Annotated in this window: 14 protein-coding genes; 6 read left to right on the forward strand and 8 right to left on the reverse strand. The window is 55.2% G+C overall.

Annotated elements, in window-relative coordinates; translation table 11 throughout:
• The first annotated feature begins 153 nt into the window (after window positions 1–153).
• A complete protein-coding gene (umuD, locus tag EA20_RS0105870) occupies window positions 154–573 on the forward strand; it encodes a translesion error-prone DNA polymerase V autoproteolytic subunit (protein ID WP_024965946.1) in 420 nt (139 codons plus the stop codon).
• Window positions 574–581: 8 nt separating this feature from the next.
• Window positions 582–980: a hypothetical protein gene (locus EA20_RS0105875; protein ID WP_024965947.1), complete on the forward strand. Its 399-nt coding sequence runs from the start codon at window positions 582–584 to the stop codon at window positions 978–980.
• A gap of 166 nt (window positions 981–1,146) precedes the next feature.
• On the opposite strand, the gene treF is transcribed toward EA20_RS0105875, so the two are convergent.
• A complete protein-coding gene (gene treF, locus EA20_RS0105880; protein ID WP_038381534.1) occupies window positions 1,147–2,823 on the reverse strand; it encodes an alpha,alpha-trehalase TreF in 1,677 nt (558 codons plus the stop codon).
• 488 nt (window positions 2,824–3,311) lie between these two features.
• On the opposite strand from treF, the gene EA20_RS0105885 reads away from it, so the two are divergent.
• Together EA20_RS0105885 and EA20_RS0105890 are read left to right on the forward strand one after the other, a co-directional pair.
• A complete protein-coding gene (locus EA20_RS0105885; RefSeq protein WP_024965949.1) occupies window positions 3,312–3,938 on the forward strand; it encodes a LysE family translocator in 627 nt (208 codons plus the stop codon).
• Between the two features lie 15 nt (window positions 3,939–3,953).
• Complete coding sequence (locus EA20_RS0105890) at window positions 3,954–4,865, forward strand: LysR family transcriptional regulator (protein WP_024965950.1); 912 nt, start codon at window positions 3,954–3,956, stop codon at window positions 4,863–4,865.
• A gap of 24 nt (window positions 4,866–4,889) precedes the next feature.
• Here EA20_RS0105890 and EA20_RS0105895 read toward each other — a convergent pair whose 3' ends face one another.
• Both EA20_RS0105895 and EA20_RS0105900 read right to left on the reverse strand, forming a co-directional pair.
• On the reverse strand, window positions 4,890–5,669 hold the full coding sequence (locus EA20_RS0105895) for an L-threonylcarbamoyladenylate synthase (RefSeq protein WP_024965951.1): 780 nt from the start codon (window positions 5,667–5,669) through the stop codon (window positions 4,890–4,892).
• A 240-nt stretch (window positions 5,670–5,909) separates the two neighbouring features.
• Window positions 5,910–6,977, reverse strand: a complete 1,068-nt coding sequence (locus EA20_RS0105900) for an SDR family oxidoreductase (RefSeq protein WP_024965952.1) — start codon at window positions 6,975–6,977, stop codon at window positions 5,910–5,912.
• Between the two features lie 99 nt (window positions 6,978–7,076).
• Here EA20_RS0105900 and EA20_RS0105905 point away from each other — a divergent pair, with 99 nt between their 5' ends.
• The gene (locus EA20_RS0105905) at window positions 7,077–7,982 is read left to right on the forward strand and encodes a LysR substrate-binding domain-containing protein (RefSeq protein ID WP_024965953.1); all 906 of its coding nucleotides are present in this window, start codon (window positions 7,077–7,079) and stop codon (window positions 7,980–7,982) included.
• Between the two features lie 5 nt (window positions 7,983–7,987).
• On the opposite strand, the gene yjdN is transcribed toward EA20_RS0105905, so the two are convergent.
• The 5 genes from yjdN to gltP form a co-directional block, all read right to left on the reverse strand.
• Complete coding sequence (gene yjdN, locus EA20_RS0105910) at window positions 7,988–8,422, reverse strand: VOC family metalloprotein YjdN (RefSeq protein ID WP_024965954.1); 435 nt, start codon at window positions 8,420–8,422, stop codon at window positions 7,988–7,990.
• Between the two features lie 94 nt (window positions 8,423–8,516).
• Complete coding sequence (locus EA20_RS0105915; protein WP_024965955.1) at window positions 8,517–11,468, reverse strand: bifunctional diguanylate cyclase/phosphodiesterase; 2,952 nt, start codon at window positions 11,466–11,468, stop codon at window positions 8,517–8,519.
• 431 nt (window positions 11,469–11,899) lie between these two features.
• A complete protein-coding gene (locus tag EA20_RS0105925) occupies window positions 11,900–13,549 on the reverse strand; it encodes a dihydroxyacetone kinase subunit DhaK (RefSeq protein WP_024965956.1) in 1,650 nt (549 codons plus the stop codon).
• A gap of 624 nt (window positions 13,550–14,173) precedes the next feature.
• Window positions 14,174–15,718 carry a PAS domain-containing methyl-accepting chemotaxis protein gene (locus EA20_RS0105930; protein ID WP_024965957.1) on the reverse strand — a complete coding sequence of 515 codons (1,545 nt, stop codon included), beginning with the start codon at window positions 15,716–15,718 and terminating at the stop codon, window positions 14,174–14,176.
• A gap of 377 nt (window positions 15,719–16,095) precedes the next feature.
• Complete coding sequence (gltP, locus tag EA20_RS0105935; RefSeq protein WP_024965958.1) at window positions 16,096–17,400, reverse strand: glutamate/aspartate:proton symporter GltP; 1,305 nt, start codon at window positions 17,398–17,400, stop codon at window positions 16,096–16,098.
• 530 nt (window positions 17,401–17,930) lie between these two features.
• On the opposite strand from gltP, the gene acs reads away from it, so the two are divergent.
• Entirely contained in the window at window positions 17,931–19,886 is a 1,956-nt protein-coding gene (acs, locus tag EA20_RS0105940; RefSeq protein WP_024965959.1) for an acetate--CoA ligase, read from the forward strand.
• Window positions 19,887–20,092 lie beyond the last annotated feature (206 nt).

Genomic DNA, 20,092 nt, shown 5'->3' on the forward strand with positions numbered 1-20,092 from the left:
TCAGTTAACCGGCGCGACATGGATTGCGGCTATTAAGTCAATGCAGAATGTTCTGCATCCCCACACATCTGAAAAAAAAACGGCCCCGTGCTTGTCGATTCTGCAAAATGCGAATACTGTATTTATATACAGTCATTTTGCGAGAGTCCTCCGATGAACCTACTTCAACCGGCCGTCAGAAACGCCGTTATGCGGCTGCCGCTCTACCTTGAACGTGTGCCCTGCGGTTTGCCCTTTTCCGCTCAGGATGGCGTGGAACAACGCCTCGATCTTAACGACCTCCTGATTCAGCGACCCGGCGCCACCTATTTTATCCGGGTGAGCGGTGAATCGATGACGGGAGCCGGGATCAATGACGGTGACCTGCTGATCGTGGATAAATCCATTATGGCCAGCCATGGCGATATCGTGGTCGCCGCCGTCGATGGGGAATTTACGGTGAAAAAGCTTCAGCTTGTACCGGACGTCAGGCTGATTGCCATGAACGATCGCTGGCCTGCCATCATTCCCAGCGGCGAAGAGAATCTGGAGATTTTCGGTGTGGTGACCTTTACCGTTAAAGCGATGGAATAGGAACGAAAATGAAAAAGAAGGCTTCGTTGTTCTCCCCGTCCGCCTTCGCCGTCGCGCCAGATCCGGCCCGCTTCTGCCGTCCTGCGCGCCGCGAGCTTACCTTTCTTTTTGGTAAGTTACAGGATATCGTGCCGACCAACGGCGACTGTTACCTGACCGCCTGCAACGGAATTTTACGCATTATTGATCGCTATCGCCCACCGGTGGCGGGCTGCCAGGTGCTGATAGAGTGGGCGGGCAGGAATGACTGGGCGCACGTCAGGGTTAACCCTGAGCGGCTTGTCACCGGAGAAGGCATCACATTGCAAGGCGATCAGCTGCGGGAGGTGACGGTGATTGGCGTGGCGATAGGCGAAGTGCTGTCAGCCCGCGACGCTGTTTCCTCAGCGCGCTCCGCCAGACACTAAAACGGGCCGCCGCCGCAGCGACAGCCCGTTCAGGCAGCGTCAACAGGTTGCCAGGCTCTGTGCAGGGGCATAATCCGGCATCTGTACTGTAACGCGAACCGGCTTTAGTTCAGTAACCTAAGCCGGTATGCAGGCCTGCAATATGTCAGGCCTCTTCACGGGAGCGTCAGTCCGGCTGTTTTTCCCGATCTTTCGCCTGACGTTCCGGCGCAAGATCGGGATACATCGCCAGCAGGCGGCGCGTCACGCCATTGGTCCAGCCGAAGCCATCCTGAAGCGGATACTCGCCGCCGCCGGCGAGCACCGGCGCCCGTCCGGCGACATTATATTTCTCCACCATTTTATGATGTCGGTGATAGGTAGCGCCTACCACCTGTAGCCAGCGTGCGGCGATCTCTTTCGCCAGCAGCTCTTCGCCATAACTGTTAAGGCCTTTAATCGCCATCCACTGCATCGGTGCCCAGCCGTTTGGCTTGTCCCACTGCTCACCCGTCTCTTCAACGGTGGAAAGCAGCCCGCCGGGCGCCAGCAGATGAGCGCGGATGGCGGCAGCGGTCTTGCTGGCCTGGTCAAGGCTGGCCATCCCCACATAGAGCGGCGTCACCGACGCGGCAGAAAATGCCCCTTTCTCCCGCTCACGCCAGTTGTAATCACGATAGAGTCCTGCTTCCGTGTCCCACAGGTATTTATCGACGATCTCCCGGCGGCGCTCCGCTTTCTGCTGAAACAGGCTCGCGGTGGCCCGATCGTTTCTGCTGGCGGAAAGGCGGGCGATCGTCGTCTCCAGCTTGTAGAGAAAGGCGTTAAGGTCGATCGGCACGATGCTGGTGGTCTGAATACTCTCCAGACGGCCTGGCTCATTCAGCCAGCGTGACGAGAAGTCCCAGCCTGATGCCGCGCCAGCCCGCAGATCGCGATAAACCTCGCCTGACGGACGCGCTGAACTGCGGGCCGTTTCCACATCCTCAATCCAGGACTCGTCACGTGGCGTATCGCGGTCATCCCAGTAGCGGTTCAGTACCGAACCATCCGGCAGCATCACCACGTGGCGGCAGGCTTCGTTAGGGGAAAGCCCCTCAGCGCCCTCCATCCAGAACGCATATTCGCTTTTGAGATGGCGAAGATAGCGCTGCGCTTTATTGACGCCATCTTTTTCAAACAACTCCACCATCATCGCAAATACCGGCGGCTGTGAACGGCTCAGATAGTAGGTGCGGTTCCCGTTGGGAATATGCCCGTAGGTATCAATCATCCATGCGAAATTATCGGCCATATTACTCAGCAAATCGGTACGACCGCTGGCGGCAAAACCGAGCATACTGAAATAGGAATCCCAGTAATAACTTTCACCAAATCGCCCGCCCGGCACGATATAAGGCTGCGGCAGCGGCAGCAGGGAGGAAAACTCCGAGTGTTTTTCCGGCTGGCGGGTTAATACCGGCCAGAGCCCATCAATATGCTGGCTCATGGTTTTTTGTGGATCGGACACATAACGGCTGTCGTGGGCCCTGGGAAGATCAAAATTCTCCAGTACGAAAGCCAGCAGATTAAAATCTTCACTCTCACGCTGAATATAATAGCGATAAAGAATATGTTCAGGCGCAGCCTTTGGCGCGCAGTCTGCAAAGGTTTTGCTGTCGCTGAAGATCCGCGACGACTGAACCGCCTCAAACAGTTCCTGATAGCGATCGGAAGGTGTCAGAATGTCCGGCGCAGGCAGGCCGCGAATCGGCTCCGGCTGCGGCTCAATCGCCACGTCCTGCCCTGCTTCATAGTCGTGATACCAGGCTTCATATTCCGTCTGGTTACGCTCAACGATTAGGTCATTTTGATTAAAAGCGATAAAAACCTCCTGATGCCAATAAATACCGACACTGATTGATGTGTAATATCAGGCGAAACAACAATTATAGTAACGCTGCCTCACAGCGCAAATCAGCTATTTTATGAATGAAAATTAGTTAATATTTCAGAATATAAATAACAGCGTGAAATGTTAAATCCAGGCGTAATTACGCCCATAATTATCCTTGAAATAACATAAGTTGACATAAATGGGGAAGTAGTAAAAAAATATCGCAGAAAAATTATTTTCTCCACCCCATGAATTAGCCTAAGGTAATTCTGAATTACAGGAAGACTTTTATAGCGCGTATGTGGCGCGACAAAAAGTGTCTTCTGTTGATTATGATTTTATCCCGCTCTGTGCAGGCAGCGGCTCACGGACCATCCCGGCGATTTACAACCCATCCTTCACCCATTAAGCTACAGCCCTCATTTATGGGCCGGTGGGCATCAGGCCTTTCTCCGTTATATTCAGGAACGTTGCTTATGACGCTACACCTCTGGCTGGCTTATACCGGCATTATCGCCGCGCTGATCGCGATTCCCGGTCCTTCCGCTCTGCTCAGTATGACTCACGGGCTGCGCTATGGTCACCGTCGCGCGCTCGCTACCGTGCTGGGTGGTGTGGTGGCCGCTATGACGCTGATGACCGCCTCCGCGCTCGGCCTTGGGGCGATTCTGGCTGCCTCAACCACCGCCTTTACCCTGCTGAAAGTGGTCGGCGCCGCCTACCTTATCTGGCTGGGCATCAGCGCATGGCGCACGCCATCGGTACCAGAAAGGGTGCAGGCGGAGCCCGCAGAGGCCTCTCCGGGCTTACTGAAGCTGTTCCGTAAAGGCTATATGGTGGGGATCAGCAATCCTAAAGACCTGCTCTTTTTCACCGCGCTTTTCCCGAATTTTATCGACACGACCCAGCCACATGCCGTGCAGTTCGCCACTCTGGCGGTGACCTGGGCGATTCTGGATTGCGGTCTGATGTTCGCTTATGCCTGTGCGGGACGTCATCTCTCCACCCTCTTTGCGAGTCCGGCGCGCTTACGTCTGCTTAACCGTTCCACCGGCACGCTGTTTGTCTTTGCCGGCGGTGCGCTGGCCGCCTCAGCCAGATAATCAGAGAGGACGCTGATGAGCGATCGGGAAAATCTTCAGGCGATGATCGTCTTCGCACGGGTGGTGGAGACGCTAAGCTTCACCGAAGCGGCGAAGCTGCTCGATCTCTCAAAGTCCGCAGTCAGTAAAGAGATTGCGGCGCTGGAAGTCAGGCTTGGCGCAAAGCTGCTTGAGCGAACCACCCGTAAAATAGCGGTCACCGAAGTCGGCATGACCTGGTATCACTACTGCGCCCGCATCCTCAGCGAAGTCAAAAGCGCCGACCTGTTTATCCGTCAGTATCATGAAGAGCCGACCGGCAGCTTGCGCGTCGTGGCGCCTGTTACCTTTGGCTGCCAGTGCATCGTTCCGGTACTTAATCAGTTTGTCGCCAGCAATCTGCACGTCAGCGTCGATCTCGATCTGACCGATCGGCCGGTCAATCTGGTGGAAGATAATGTCGATATCGCCATTGTTATTCGCCGCGAGCTGCCTGAACATCCGCACTTTAAGCCGCTGAGGGATATCAGCTGGGGCCTCTACGCCGCGCCCGATTACCTGGCCCGCTTCAGCCCGATTGAGAAACCTGAAGATTTACCGCGCCATGACTTTATTCTGTTTCGCGGTCCGGCCCACACGCTGGCGTTACCCTTCCGTCGCGATAAGCAGAAACGCAATATTGAAGTTCGCAGCCGCTTTCGCGCCAATAACAGCACCGCGCTGGTCAACTCCGCGATTGCCCAGACCGGCATCGCTTATCTGCCCGATTATATCGCTCAGGAAGCGGTAAAAGCCGGCAAGCTGACCCGGGTTTTAGCCAGCTGGGAAATGGATCTCTATAAATCTTATATTTTATATAAGCAGGAAAGTTATACCTCGCCGCGGGTGAGGCTGTTTATTGAAACCTTGCAAAAGGCGCTATGGCAGGAAGGGAAGCGAAATAAGTAGGGCGGCCATCGCCGCCCTTAAGTCTCAGTAGTAGTTACCGTGACGGTAATCCCAGGTGGTAAAGGTATCGGACAGCATCGACATAATCTTGTCCACGTCCAGCCCTTTACGAATCAGCACCGGGCAAGGCGTGACGTTACGTTCGCCTTTCTGTTCCGGCACCAGCTTTCCGCTCTCATCCACCATCGCCACCATCACACCCTGCTCGTAGCGGGTTTTTTCAGACTCGTTCGGCTGGATGGATTTCACATAATCGTTGGCTTCAATGATCAAATCGGCCTGCGATTCGATGCGTTCGCCGATGCCTTCCACCAGCCCACGGTTGCCTTTGCCTGATGGGTTAGCGGAGCTGGCGAAGGAGAATTTACCGTGGTTTTCCCACAGCTCTTTCGCCAGATTCTCACCAGGCACGCCGAATTTAATCACGAAGCAGCTGGTCTGACGGCGATCCATCATCAGATCTTTCGAGCCATCGTCAGGAATGCGCGCCACAGCCTCTTCTTTCCACGGCAGGATGCAGCCCAGCAGGACATCTTTATCCCAGTGCTGTTGATAGAGAGATTCGATTTCCGGGTTCAGCTGCGCCAGCTCTTTCAGCTGCGCCAGCGAGCCGCACAGCACCACGCCCGGCTTGTTACGGTTACGCTGCTTGGCATCAAATTTGCGCTCCAGACCTTTAGCGTCTGAGGTCATGATGATGTAGCCCACTTTGGTCGGGCAAACGATCATGCCGCCCTCAGCCGATAAAATGTCTACCGCTTCTGGCTGTAAGCCGCCGTTCCAGTGAAGAGTTTTATTGCTCACAATCGCACCTGCCTGTCTGAAAGAGTTGCCTATGGGCGGTTAGCATGTCGCTCAGCCTGAAGATATCTGTCGTCACAGCCTGAGGCGCCCTAACCTGATGAACTCATCCTAGCGCAGATACGCCTTCAAGCAACAATTAGCGAATTAAACACCTTATTGTTTCCATAAGGAAACAGTTGTTGCCTGCTGCACATGCCGCAGAGCAGCTGCGTACAGGGGGTGTACGCAGCATTACCTGTATTAGCGGGGGATAAGCTTTTCCGCTTTTAACCGGTCAAACAGGTCGATAAACGCGTCGCGGGTGCACTGGTAACCAGTAAAACCAGCTTTGCGGCTTTTACTGATGTCGGTGAAAACTTCCATCGGACGGCCGAGATCCGCATCGGTATGCCACCAGGAAACCAGACGAGTGATATCCGCTTCTTTAAGATCGTACTGCTTCGCGATGGCTTCCCACTGTGCCGGCGCGTCATCCATACGCTCTTCAAGCGGCTGCGCTTCGCCAGCGAACGGCGCGGCTTCAATGCCAAAGTAGTCCGCGATCTGACCCCACATCCATTTCCAGCGGAAGACATCGCCGTTGACAACGTTATAGTCCTGATTCTGCGCGGAGGCGGTAGTGGCTGCCCATTCCACCTGCTGCGCCAGCACGCGGGAGTCGGTCATATCGGTAACGCCTTCCCACTGCGCTCTGGAGCCGGGGAACAGGAACGGCTGGCCGGACTGCTTACAAAGGCTGGCATAGACCGCCAGCGTCTGCCCCATATTCATCGCATTGCCCAGCGCAAAGCCGATAATGGTGTGCGGGCGGTGAACGCTCCAGGTGTAACCGTATTTTTCGGCACCCGCGAAGACTTCATCTTCCTGCGCGTAATAGAAGTTATCAACCGGCTGACGCCCTTGCTCTTCGCGGAAAGGCGTCATCGGTACCGCGCCTTTACCGTAGGCATCAAACGGCCCCAGATAATGTTTGAGGCCGGTGACCAGCGCCACATGACCGCCCTTCAGGCCCTCGCCCAGCGCGTCGATAACGTTGCGAACCATGGCGCTGTTAACACGGATATTTTCTTTCTCGTTTTCCTGACGAGCCCAGACGCTGAAAAACACTTTATCGACCTTGATGCCGCTCAGTGCTTCCGTGACGGAGGCGCTGTCGGTTAAGTCGGCCGTCAACGACTTACAGCCCGCCGGGATCGCTGTGCGTCCACGAGACAGGCCATAGACTTCCCAACCGTCACCGGTTAGCTGTTCCGCGATGGCGGTACCAATGACGCCGCTGACGCCAACGATTAATGCGCGTGGTTGCATAAATTTTCTCCTTTTCAGTTCAGAAGATAAGCTTAATAGAGAATTTAAGTCTTATCTCAGGTATAAATTCACAACATTAAAGAAAAGGATTCATTAATTATGCACAGTCTTGATCGCCTGAAGGGCATTTCGCCGTTTGTGGCCGCCGTGGAGCAGGGAAGTTTCACCGCCGCCGCAGAAAGCCTGCACCTGAGCAGCTCGGCGGTCAGCAAAAGCGTGGCGAAGCTGGAAGCCCGGCTTGGCTCGAAACTCTTTGAGCGTACCACCCGCAGCCTGACGCTGACCGATGCGGGCCAGGCGTTTTACGATACCTGTACCCGGGTGCTGAATGAACTGGCTGAGGCGGAGTCGGTGCTGGCGGCACAGCGCACCATCCCGGTGGGGAAACTGCGCATTGCCGTTCCCAATACCTTTGGACGCATGCGCGTCATGCCTTTGCTGAACGCTTTTTGCCAGCAGAATCCTGAGATGCAGATCAATCTCGCGTTTTCCGATCGCTTTGTGGATCTGTTTGAGGAAGGCATTGATATCGCGGTAAGGATCGGCGGCCCCGCCGAATATCCGGCGTCGCTGGGTTTTCGCTTTCTGGGCAATGAACGGTTAATTTTCTGTGCCGCTCCGCACTACCTTGCGCAGTATGGTACGCCGCAAACGCTGGAGGAGTTAAGCAAACACCGCGCCATCGTCTACGATCGGGTCGATGGCAGCACCAGCCCCTGGCATATCGCCGCCCCTGATGGCCGCATAGCGCCACGGCGTATCGCTTACAGGATGGCGCTGGGTGATGGCGAAGCCCAGACCTCGGCCGTTGCCGCCGGACTCGGCGTGGCGCAGATGGCGACCTGGCTGATGGAAAAGCAGTTGGCGAACGGCGAGCTGGTAGAGATCCTGCCAGAACTGGCGGTAACGGGCCTGCCGCTCTACGTTATCTGGCCCCGCAGAAAGCAGCTCACGCCGAAAGTTGACGCATTGCTGGCGGCACTGGAAGGGTTGTCAATTACCTGAGCCTGTCAGCCCTGCGCCTGCGTTTTAACGGCGCTCACCATCCACGCCACGCCAAATTTGTCCGTCAGCATGCCGAAGCCGTTGGCCCAAAAAGTCTCTTCCCATGGCTGCATAACATCGCCGCCGACGGCGAGGTTGGCAAACCAGCGCTCACCCTCCTCCCTGTCCACGGTGGACAGCGCAATGGCGCACCCTGTCATGGCCAGCGTCGCATCGGGACTGTCGCACATCATCAGTTCGCTGTCGCCAATACGCAGCTGGGCATGCATGATTTTTTCCGCTGGCAGCGGCCCCGCACTGCCGCAGCCGTGGTGTGACTGCTCTGGCGGCATATCGCCCCAGGTCATTTTAAACGCCAGATGGGCGCCAACCGCCTGATGATAAAAGGCGATCGCCTCGTCGCAATTTCCCGGAAAGAACAGATAAGGGGTGATCTGCATAACTTCTCCTGAAACGTCATGATGGCGTAAGCAGGAGAAGTGTAGTTGGACAGAGAGCGTGAAAAGGTGATGCCTGTTGAAAAAACAGGCGAATTTAGCTACCGCCAGCCGCGCCGGGATCGGGGCGATCCAGTGGCTTGCCGCTTACCGCCTCCGGCAAAATTGTACCGGGAGGCGCGGCCATAAAACGTTCGGGAGGATGGAAAAGCTTCAGCCGTGTTTCAGAAGGCTGAGGCCGGCCAAAATAGTAGCCCTGGAAGAGCGTACAGCCTTCAATCTTGAGTTGCTCGAACTGTTCACTGCTCTCCACGCCTTCGGCGGTGATCTGGATATCCAGACTCCGGCTCATGCCGGTAATGGCGCGAATAATCGCCAGCGCCTCCCGGCTATCCTTCATATCGCTAATAAATGACTTATCTATTTTGATTTTGTCGAACGGGAAGGAGCGCAGATAGCTGAGCGACGAATACCCCGTACCAAAATCATCCAGCGCGATCCGTACGCCCAGCGCCTTAAGTTTTTGCAGCGTGCGGATATTCACCAGCGTGTTATCAAGCAGTACGGATTCGGTAATCTCCACCTCCAGTCGGTGCGGTGCCAGTCCTGAATCGTTCAGAGCGGCCTGCACCACTGAGACCAGCGAGCTGTTTTTGAACTGCAGCGGCGAGAGGTTAACCGCCACGCTCTGATCGCCGGGCCAGGTCACCGCCTCCCGGCAGGCTTCATAGAGCGCGAAAGCCCCCAGGCTGTGGATCAGGCCGGTCTCTTCGGCGATGGGAATAAAATCTAACGGCATGATCAACCCTTTTTCGGGGTGGTGCCAGCGCATCAGCGCCTCATAGCCGATGATCTCTTCTCCCTGCCCGTTGGTGATCGGCTGGTAGTAGAGCTTCAGATGCCGCCCGGTCATCGCCTCACGCAGTTCGGTTTCGATCATGCGCCGCTTGCTGGCTGCTTCTCCCATGGCGGCAGAGAAGTGTTCGTAGCGGTTACGCCCGTTACGTTTCGCTTCATACAGCGCCATGTCGGCGCAGCGCAACAGCTGGTCGGGCGTGGCGAGTTTACTGTCGGCCAGCGCAATGCCGATACTGAGTCCCACCGAGAGAGTATGCCCGTCAACGTTGAACGGCGGTCTGATGGCCTCGATCAGCCTCTTCGCGACCGCTTCCGCCTCGCCAGCCTGCATCAGGCCGGGTAGTACTATCGAGAACTCATCGCCGCCGCTTCGCGCCAGCGTATCCTGATCGCGCAGCACGTTACGCAAACGAACGGCCACTGCCCGCAGAAGTTCGTCTCCCACCTGGTGACCCAGTGCGTCATTAACGTTTTTGAAATTATCGAGATCGAGTCCAAGCGTGGCGGTGCGTTTACCATTGGCTTTATCGGCGCGCAGCGCTTCATTCAGCCGCTGGCTGAACAGTTCACGGTTCGGCAGACTGGTGAGATTATCGTGGTGGGCCATATGATGAATGCGGGCATCAGCGGCACGCTGGTCGGTAACATCGTTGGCGATCAGCAGGACATAATTATCACGTGCGTCGCTGCCGCGTACGATGGAAGCTGAGGCGTTGATAATGCGTTCGCCCGCCAGGGTCTCCAGCAGCTGCTCGTTTTTATGCAAACCTTCATTACGCTGCGCTGCGGCGGAGAGCTGGATAAAATATTCCGCCATCGCTGGCGACAGCCGGTCCGTCAGCTTTTTGCCGAGCATCTGCTGCTGCGAGACGCCAAGCAGCTGTTCAGCCCGGTTATTCAGCAACAGAATCTCCTGCGAAACCAGATCTTCCACGATCACGCATGAAGGAATATTGGTGATGATGGTGTCCAGGAACCGGGAGAGAGAAGCGGTTTTGGCACTGTTCTGTTCGGCCAGATCTTTTGCCCGCAGGATCTGCTGCTCATACTCGCGCAATTCAGTACAGTCGCGGGTGATCTTGGCATAGCCCAGTAGCCTGTTATCGTCGTTATAGATCGCCTGAATAACCACGTGCGCCCAGAAAGCGCTGCCGTCTTTACGGTAGCGCCACCCCTGATCTTCGAAGCGTCCTACCGTATGCGCCGTTTTCAGATTAATGTCCGGTACGCTGGCCTGCCGATCCTGCGCGCTGTAAAAACAGGAGAAGTGCTTACCGACAATTTCCCCGGCGGTATAGCCTTTCGCCCGGTGCGCGCCAGCGTTCCAGTTCACCACCACGCCCTGCGGGTCCAGCATATAGATGGCATAATCGCTGACGCTTTCCACCAGCAGACGGAACACTTCGGCCTGTTCGCGCTGTTCGTTGAGGATGCGCTGCTGCTCGGTGCAGTCGCGGGTGATTTTGGCATAGCCAATCAGCTTGCCGTCGTCATCATGGACGGCATCAATCACCACATTTGCCCAGAAGGCACTGCCATCTTTGCGGATCCGCCAGCCCTGCTCTTCAAAACGCCCCGTCTGATAGGCCGTTTTCAGATTATTTTCCGGCTGCCTGGCCTGACGATCCTCCCGGCTGTAAAAACAGGAGAAGTGTTTGCCAACGATCTCTTCTGCGGTATAGCCTTTATTGCGCCTTGCGCCTTCATTCCAGTTAACTACATAGCCATCAGGATCCAGCATATAGATGGCGTAATCGGTGACGCCTTCCACCAGCAGACGGAATTTTTGCTCCTGCGCGTGCTGCTCTGCCAGCTTCTCTTTCTGTTCGGTGCAGTCACGGGTGATTTTGGCAAAGCCAATCAGCGTGCCATCTTCGGCCCGGACGGCGTTGATGACCACCTGTGCCCAGAAAGAGCTGCCATCCTTACGATAGCGCCAGCCTTCAACGTCATAATGGCCAGTCTCTTCCGCTATTTTCAGTCCACGCTGCGGAACGCCCTTTGCCTGCTCTTCTTTGCTGAAGAAACAGGCAAAATTCCTGCCGACGATCTCTGAAGATAAATATCCGATAGCACGCTGTGCACCCGAGTTCCAGTTCATCACTGTCCCATCGGGTTTCAGCATAAAAAGCGCAAAACCATTCACGTTCTGTACCAGCAGGCGGTACATAACATCGTCGTTTTCATTCATTATTTTTTCGCCTGGTTGCAGAACGCTTAACCGGGGGCCGGAATAAGACCCCAGCCGTTACACGGCGCCATAAGCTGGCATAAATAAATGCTTTCTGTCCCTTGCAGAATGGCAGGGATTTTTGCCTCATATTGTCTTAAGCTGAACACGTAAAAGCGCAATGAATTCAGGCCATTTTTATCGACCGGTTAAAGTTATTGGGTGGTTATCGGCACCGTATAAAAAACTTTCAGATATTATTTTTATGCCGGAAAGTGCAGCAGGAAAGCTTTGCGTTGGCGGCAGGTAAAATAGCGGATATTGCCTTTAGTCAGAAAAAAGCGTGCCGCTCAGCGCACGCGGAGACCTCTTCCGCAAACAAAAACGCCCTCATCAGTGAGGGCGCGTAACCATAAAACAGCGGGAGGCACAGAGTCAGCCTCCGGGACAAATTATTTTTCCCGTTTTGCCAGGGCAGCGAAGACGCTTTCTACCGCCAGCGCACCCGGATCTTTCACGCCGGTCAGGCTCTCCTGATTGAGGTAAGAAGATCGTCCAGCCTGCGCCCGGGTCATTTTCGCGGTTTCATCGGCTCCTTTTCTGGCAGCATCTGCCACGCTGGCCAGATCGCTGCCTGCCATCAGCGCTTCAAAAGCTGGATGAAGCGCATCGATCATCGTCCGATCGCCGGGACGCGCCCCGCCATAATGCTGCATACGTGCCAACCCGTAAGCCAGCGCATCGGCCAGCGAAGCGCCCTCTTCACGCTTCTGTCCGGCTGAGGTGAACATGATCGACATCAGCACCCCGCTCGATCCTCCCATCACCACCGCCAGCTGTTCGCCGACCAGCGTCAACAGGCTGGCGGTTTCATTCAGCGGTAGTTTGTTCTGCGCCAGTTCGCTGAGCACCTTACCCGCGCCCGCCGCGAAAGTTGAACCGGTGTCGCCGTCACCCACTTTGGCATCCAGCTGATTCAGTTCTTTTTCCATGCTGACCAGCGTTTCGCAAACGACGCGCACCACGGCGGCCACCTCTGCATTGTCGGAAGGCGTCACCGGTTGCTGAAATGCCACTTTTTCACCTTCGACCGGCTTTAGCGCCGCCAGACGTGTCACGGGCTGCCAGCCGCTGGTTTCAACCGGCGCCAGCAGCGCTTCTTCAAATCTCTCTGAGAGCAGCAGCGTAGATAGCGAGAAACCTTTCATATCCAGCGCGCTGACCAGGGTCGCCGGGCCAGCCAGCAGTTTGACGTTTTTACCCAGCGGCGAATGAAGTACTTCACGCGTCAGCACCGCCATTTCCAGCGCAGAGAAGCCACCAAGATTATTGACCAGCAGCGCCACTTTTTTGCCGTCAGGATGATGCGACGCCAGCTTTTCCGTCAGATGGGCCACGATTTCATGGCTGTTCTGCGTTGCCAGCGTGGAGGCGCCCGGTTCGCCGTGAATGCCCATTCCCAGTTCGCTGTGGCCCGCCTTAACGCGTTCGTCACGCTGTTCACCGGGAACATGGCAGGTCGAAAAAGCCAGCCCGATGCTGGCGGTCGCCTCAATGGCTTCGTTTGCCAGCGCGGTCACTTTTTCCAGGGATTCTCCCTGTTCAGCCGCAAAACCTGCGACTTTATGGACCAGCGCCGTACCCGCTATCCCCCTTGGCTGCGGATTGTCGGGCAGCGCGATATCATCTTTTACCATCACCATTTCAACCTTCAGCCCGCGTTTTTTCGCTTTCTCCGCCGCCAGGCCGAAGTTGAGGCGATCGCCGGTATAGTTTTTAACCACCAGCAGACAGCCTTTTTCTCCCGTTACGTTAACAATGGCGGTGAATACCGCTTCCACGCTGGGAGACGCGAAAATATCACCGCACACGGCAGCGGTCAGCATACCTTTGCCAACGAAACCAACGTGAGCAGGTTCATGGCCGGAACCGCCGCCGGAAATAACAGCCACGCGGGATTTATCCCAGTCGTTGCGCACCACAACCCGTATATCGCTGCCGGTTTCCAGTCGGCTGAGGTTGTGATGGCGGCTGCTGAGCAGCGCGCCTTCGATCGCCTCGTTAACGAGGTCGCTTTTTTTGTTCATAAAAAACTGGCTCATGACGCATCTCTCTCTGATGTTGAAGGGAAAAAGGGCAGCTGCCGCTAAGCCTTAACTGTAGTTGAGTTAGCGCGGTGAAGGGCGATGAAGAGGCAATCTGACGAAAGGAGATAAAATCAATTAAGAATATTCCCCTTAAATTATAAGAATAATCTCTAAAAAAGAGGCCAAATATCAAAATGGCATGCCAGCAGAAAAAGTAAAATTATATTTCATAAGTTTTGACTGATGGAGTAAATAACCTTTCTGTTTGATAACACAGAAAGACCCCAGGACAATAGACAAATCTAATCCATTGAATATTATGCAATTAAACGCAATTTCATCTGGTAAGAAAAAGTAACAGTAAAAGGATATTGCCGTATTAATCACATTAACGGAAAAAAGTAGTGCACTCTTTCCAGAAATATTTTAATAATACTGAGCCAATGAATCCCCTGTTCTGCTACTTCATCGCTTTTTAAGCAGGCGTTGGATTTGTCAGGACAGCATCTTCCATAACAGCAAAAGCGTTTTATTACGCCGACACCAGGGCGTATCTCCAGCAGGCCGTAAGGTCTGCTTTTTTTTGGCTTCTGCTCGCTGTAGCCTGGCCGAACGCCTGCACGTCCGCCAGGCCGCAGGCTAGCGGAAGACGCTGATCGCCTCCACCAGTCGCGTGGCCTGCCGCGTCATCTGCCCTGATGCCTGGGCGCTCTCTTCCACTCGGGCCGCGTTCTGATGCGTTATATGATCGAGATCTTCCACTGCCAAACTGACCTCACTCAGGGCCGTCGCCTGTTCGGCGGTCGCTGCGCTGATTTGAGCGACCAGTGAAGTGACGTTCTGAACCTGTGAAACGATGTTATCCATGGTCTTGCCAGCATCATCCACATGCTCGCTGCCCGAATGGACCTTGGTGGCGCTGGTTTCAACGAGGTTTTTGATTTCGCTGGCGGCTCTGGCGCTGCGCTGCGCCAGATTGCGGACTTCGCCTGCCACGACCGCAAAGCCCTTGCCCTGCTCACCCGCGCGTGCCGCTTCCACGGCGGCATTCAGCGCCAGAATATTGGTCTGGAACGCGATACCGTCAATCACGCTGGTGATGTTGGCGATCTTTTTCGAGCTGTCGGCGATTTCGGCCATCATGCTAACCATATCTTTCATCGCTTTACCGCCGTTGCTGGCCGCATCGCTGGTAGTCTTCGACAACACATTGACCTGCTGAGCCGTCTCGGTGTTGCTTTTCACCGTGGCGGTCATCTCATTCATCGTCGCAGCGGTCTGCTGCACATTGGCGGCGGCCTGCTCGGTCCGGCGGCTGAGTTCATTATTACCACGCGCGATCGCGTCGCTGGCGCTGAGGACGTTAAGCGCCTGACCGCTGACGTCATTCACCAGCCAGCGGAACATCAGGCCCAACTGACCAATGGCGCGCTGCGTGGTGCCGATCTCATCGGCACGATCCTGTTCTTCCACCTTGTGGCAGGCGCCGGTCGCCACCCGGAGTGCCTGCTGGCACAAACGCTCAACGGGACGGGAAATTTGCTGCTCCAGCCAGACTGAGGTAAGCAGCAACAGCACCGCCATAACGGCAGTAAACACAGCCAGCGGCTGCATCGCCAGGCCCAGCGCCCAGACGCCCGCCACGCTAAGAGGGAGCAGCGTCATCAGCGGGGTACGGATACGCCAGCGCAGCGGAAGCGTTTTCATTACCGACGCCCAGCGCATCATACCTGTACGTACCAGCAGCCCTTTATGGAAGCGCCAGCCCTTCCGCTTACCTTCACGAAATTCGCGGTAGATCTGCTCGGTTTTCTCGATCTCCTGCGCCGATGGCCGGGTTCTTACGGACATAAAGCCCTGCACTTTGCCCTCACGCACCACCGGAACGGTATTGGAGCGCACCCAGTAGTGATCGCCATTTTTGCGCCGGTTCTTGACCAGCGCCGACCAGGGCTCGCCCTTTTTTAACGTGGCCCACATATCCTCAAAGGCTTCCGCAGGCATGTCAGGATGGCGCACAAGGTTATGAGGCTGTCCGTTAATCTCCTCCGGCGTGAAGCCGCTGACTTCAATAAATGCGTCATTTGCATAGGTGATGTAGCTGCTGGCGTCCGTGGTTGACATCAATGTGGCATCTTCATCAAACACATGTTCATGCTGGGTGACGGGCAGATTAGTTCGCATGGAAATCCTTGAAGCGTGGCGAAATTGATAAAGGGGTAAATGATTACTAATTTTTACTATTTTCGGCGGGAGGGGAGCGATCTTTAGCGCCATAAATGAAATTTTGTGATCCCGGTGCGTATCGCTCCTTTATTAGCGATGACGGCATTTATAAGAAGATGGCGATAGCCTGCGACAGGCAATAACAGCAAGCTCAATTATTCAGGGAAATTTGATGATATCGTATGAAAATGATTAATCGCTGACCGAAAACAGGGCGTCAGCGTGGTGGCGGCGGAATAAAGAGAGAAATCGACGAAAGAGGAATAAGGAAGGCGTGGCGAGGGATGAGTCCTAAGGAAAAGTGGCGGCACGACTGTGCCGCCAGCGATCTATGATCAGGTTGCGGAAGAGACCTGCTTCATCTTGCTTTCGTAAGCGATGGCCTGCTTATTATCAAACTGGTTTTCCCACTTGGCGATCACCAGCACGGCCAGGGCATTGCCCACCACATTCAGGGCGGTACGTGCCATATCCATGATACGGTCTACACCGGCAATAAAGGCAAGCCCTTCCAGCGGGATCCCCACGCTGCCCAGCGTGGCCAGCAGCACCACAAAGGAGACGCCAGGCACACCCGCAATCCCTTTCGAAGTCACCATCAGCGTCAGCACCAGCACGATTTCATCGCCGAGAGAGAGATCGATGCCGTAGAGCTGGGCAATAAAGATAGCGGCGATGCTCTGATAAAGCGTCGAGCCGTCCAGGTTGAACGAGTAGCCGGTCGGCACCACGAAACTGGTGATCGACTTAGGCGCGCCGTACGCCTCCATCTTCTCCATAATCCGCGGCAGTACGGTTTCCGAACTGGAGGTGGAGTAAGAGAGGATAAGCTCATCTTTCAGGATACGCATCAGCGTGGTGATACGCAGGCCACAGATACGTGCCACGGTCCCCAGCACCACAAACGCAAAGAAGAGGATAGCGGCGTAAACCAGAATCACCAGCTTGGCGAGCGGCCAGAGCGAGGCAAATCCGAAGTTCGCGATGGTGACGGAGATCAGAGCGAAAACGCCAATCGGGGCGTAGCGCATGATCATATGGGTCACTTTAAACATCGCTTCTGACGTGGAGCGGAACACTTTCAGCAGCGGATCGCGGTGCTCGGATGGCAGCGATGACAATCCCAGGCCAAACAGCACCGAGAAGAAGATAATCGGCAGCATATCGCCTTTGGCAATCGCCGCGAAAATATTCTGCGGAATGAGCGAAAGAATGGTGGTCACCAGGCTATGCGCCCCGCTCTGCACCTGTTCCGTGGTCGCTTCATATTTAGAGATGTCCACCGTTGCCAGCGTCGACATATCAATGCCGTAGCCAGGTTGAAAAACGTTCGCCAGGGTAATGCCTACCACAATGGCAATGGTGGTTATCACTTCGAAATAGACGATGGTTTTAACACCAATTCGCCCCAACTTTTTTGCGTCGCCTACGCCGGCAATGCCCACGATCAGCGTCGAAATAACGATAGGTACCACGATCATTTTGATCAGGTGAATAAAGATGTCACCCGCAGGGCTGAGAATATTGGCGACTAACCATTCACGATCTTCTGGCTGATTATGCAATATCGCGCCAACGACGATCCCCAGTACCAACGCCGTCAGTATTTGCCAGGCCAGGCTGAATTTAGCAGCTTTCATGTTTTTTGTTTCCTTAACAAAACCCGCTTTCCGCATGAACGCTGCGGAGTGAATCACTCTCAAGGGAGGTTGTACCGACGTCGGTGAATTCGCGGATATTGGATGGTTGATACCTGATTTGCAGGCGCGTGATCAGTACCATTTTCACTGGTATAAATGCAACCCTGCCAGCGATGCGGCTACTTTATCGGCGACTTACAGGATAAAGCTCTGTAAGCGCCGCTTTTAAATAACCCGTTGTTATAATTGGTAATATTTTTTCGGCCTGACGCATAGCTATGCATTGCGCCTGTTTTTGGCACAATGACACAAAGGTTTAATTGCCTCTTTTGTGACCAGTTTAACGCCGCGGTTTACCGCTTCTGAGGCCATAATGTCCGTTAGCGCCTCACCGTTCGGGTGATTATTCCCCTCTTTCCATCACGTGTCGTTATGACGTGATCTGTCGCGCAAAAAGCAAACAAAGCATTCAGGCTGTCTTTATTTAACCTTTGATTGACATATGATTAACATCTTCAAGGAGATTAGCCATGAGCCAACTACACAGACATCCCGTTCCCGCCAGCATTGCGGAAAGCACCCTGATCAACGCCGAACAATACCAGTCGATGTACCAACTTTCCGTGCAGGACCCGGATGCGTTCTGGGGAGAGCAGGGCCGGATTCTCGACTGGATTAAGCCCTATTCGACGGTAAAGAATACCTCCTTCGCCCCCGGCGATATCCGCATCCGCTGGTACGAGGACGGCACGCTCAACCTGGCGGCCAACTGCCTCGACCGCCATCTGCACAGCCGCGGCGATCATCCAGCCATTATCTGGGAAGGTGACGACGCCAGCGAGAGTAAGACGCTGACCTTTCGTGAACTGCACCGCGAGGTCTGCCGCTTCGCCAATTCGCTTAAGGAACTGGGCGTCAATAAGGGTGACGTGGTAGCCATCTATATGCCGATGGTGCCAGAAGCCGCCATCGCCATGCTGGCATGTGCGCGCATCGGTGCCGTACACACGGTCATCTTCGGCGGTTTCTCGCCGGAGGCGGTTGCTGGGCGCATTATGGACTGCAATGCCAGACTCGTGGTCACGGCCGATGAGGGCGTACGTGCGGGACGGACCATTCCGCTGAAGAAAAACGTGGATGATGCACTGGCGAATCCTAAAGTCACTTCCGTGACCAACGTGGTGGTCTTCCGCCGCACCGGTAAAGAAACGGGGTGGGAGAATGGCCGCGATCTCTGGTGGCATGAGCTGGTTAATAAGGCGTGCGCGCACCATCAGCCAGAAGAGATGAACGCGGAGGACCCGCTGTTTATCCTTTATACTTCCGGCTCCACCGGCAAACCGAAGGGCGTCCTGCATACCACCGGCGGTTACCTGGTTTATGTGGCCACTACCTTTAAATACGTTTTCGATCACCGGCCGGAAGATATCTACTGGTGTACCGCTGACGTCGGCTGGATCACCGGCCACAGCTATCTGCTGTATGGCCCGCTGGCGTGCGGCGCCACCACGTTGCTGTTTGAAGGTGTGCCAAACTGGCCGAAGCCGAGCCGCATGGCGGAAGTGGTGGACAAGCACAAGGTCACGCTGCTTTATACCGCGCCAACGGCCATCCGTGCGCTGATGGCGGAAGGCGACAAGGCGATTGCCGGCACAGACCGCTCATCGCTGCGCATCATGGGCTCGGTCGGAGAGCCGATCAACCCGGAAGCCTGGGAGTGGTATTACAACAAAATCGGTAATGGTCGCTGCCCGATTGTCGACACCTGGTGGCAGACGGAGACTGGTGGGTTCATGATTACGCCGCTACCTGGTGCCACCGAGCTGAAAGCGGGATCCGCCACTAAGCCTTTCTTTGGCGTGCAGCCCGCGCTGGTGGATAACGAAGGCATCCCGCAGGAAGGGGCCTGCGAAGGCAACCTGGTGATGACGGATTCATGGCCAGGCCAGGCGCGAACGCTGTTCGGCGATCACGATCGCTTTGAACAGACCTACTTCTCCACCTTCAAGAATATGTACTTCAGCGGCGACGGCGCCCGGCGCGACGAGGACGGCTACTACTGGATTACGGGGCGCGTTGATGACGTGCTGAACGTCTCCGGCCACCGACTTGGCACCGCAGAAATTGAATCCGCACTTGTTTCGCATCCGAAAATCGCTGAAGCGGCGGTGGTCGGCATTCCGCACGGCATCAAAGGCCAGGCGATATATGCCTACATCACGCTGAACAGCGGCGAAGAGCCATCCCCTGAGCTTTATGCCGAGGTACGCAACTGGGTGCGCAAAGAGATCGGCCCGATTGCCACACCGGATGTGCTGCACTGGACTGACTCGCTGCCAAAAACCCGCTCCGGCAAGATTATGCGCCGCATTCTGCGCAAAATCGCCACCGGCGATACCGGCAATCTTGGTGATACCTCGACGCTGGCCGATCCTGGCGTGGTGGAAAAACTGCTGGAGGAAAAACAGGCTATCAATATGCCTTAATTCACCGGTTCTTTATTAAGGAGGAAGCCCGCAGCGCCTTTAACTGCTGTGGCTTTCTCTGTTTCTTCACCGTACAACCTGTTCAGATATCGTTATCAGAAGCAAGCTAAGCAACCACCGAAGATAAATATAACAAGCGCCCTACAGGCGGAAACACTCGCCGTGGCCAGTTTGCTGTTCGTCCGTGCCATTTCTACGTCACGACG

Origin of the sequence: Pantoea sp. IMH, from assembly GCF_000599885.1 — a bacterium.
GTDB lineage: Bacteria > Pseudomonadota > Gammaproteobacteria > Enterobacterales > Enterobacteriaceae > Erwinia.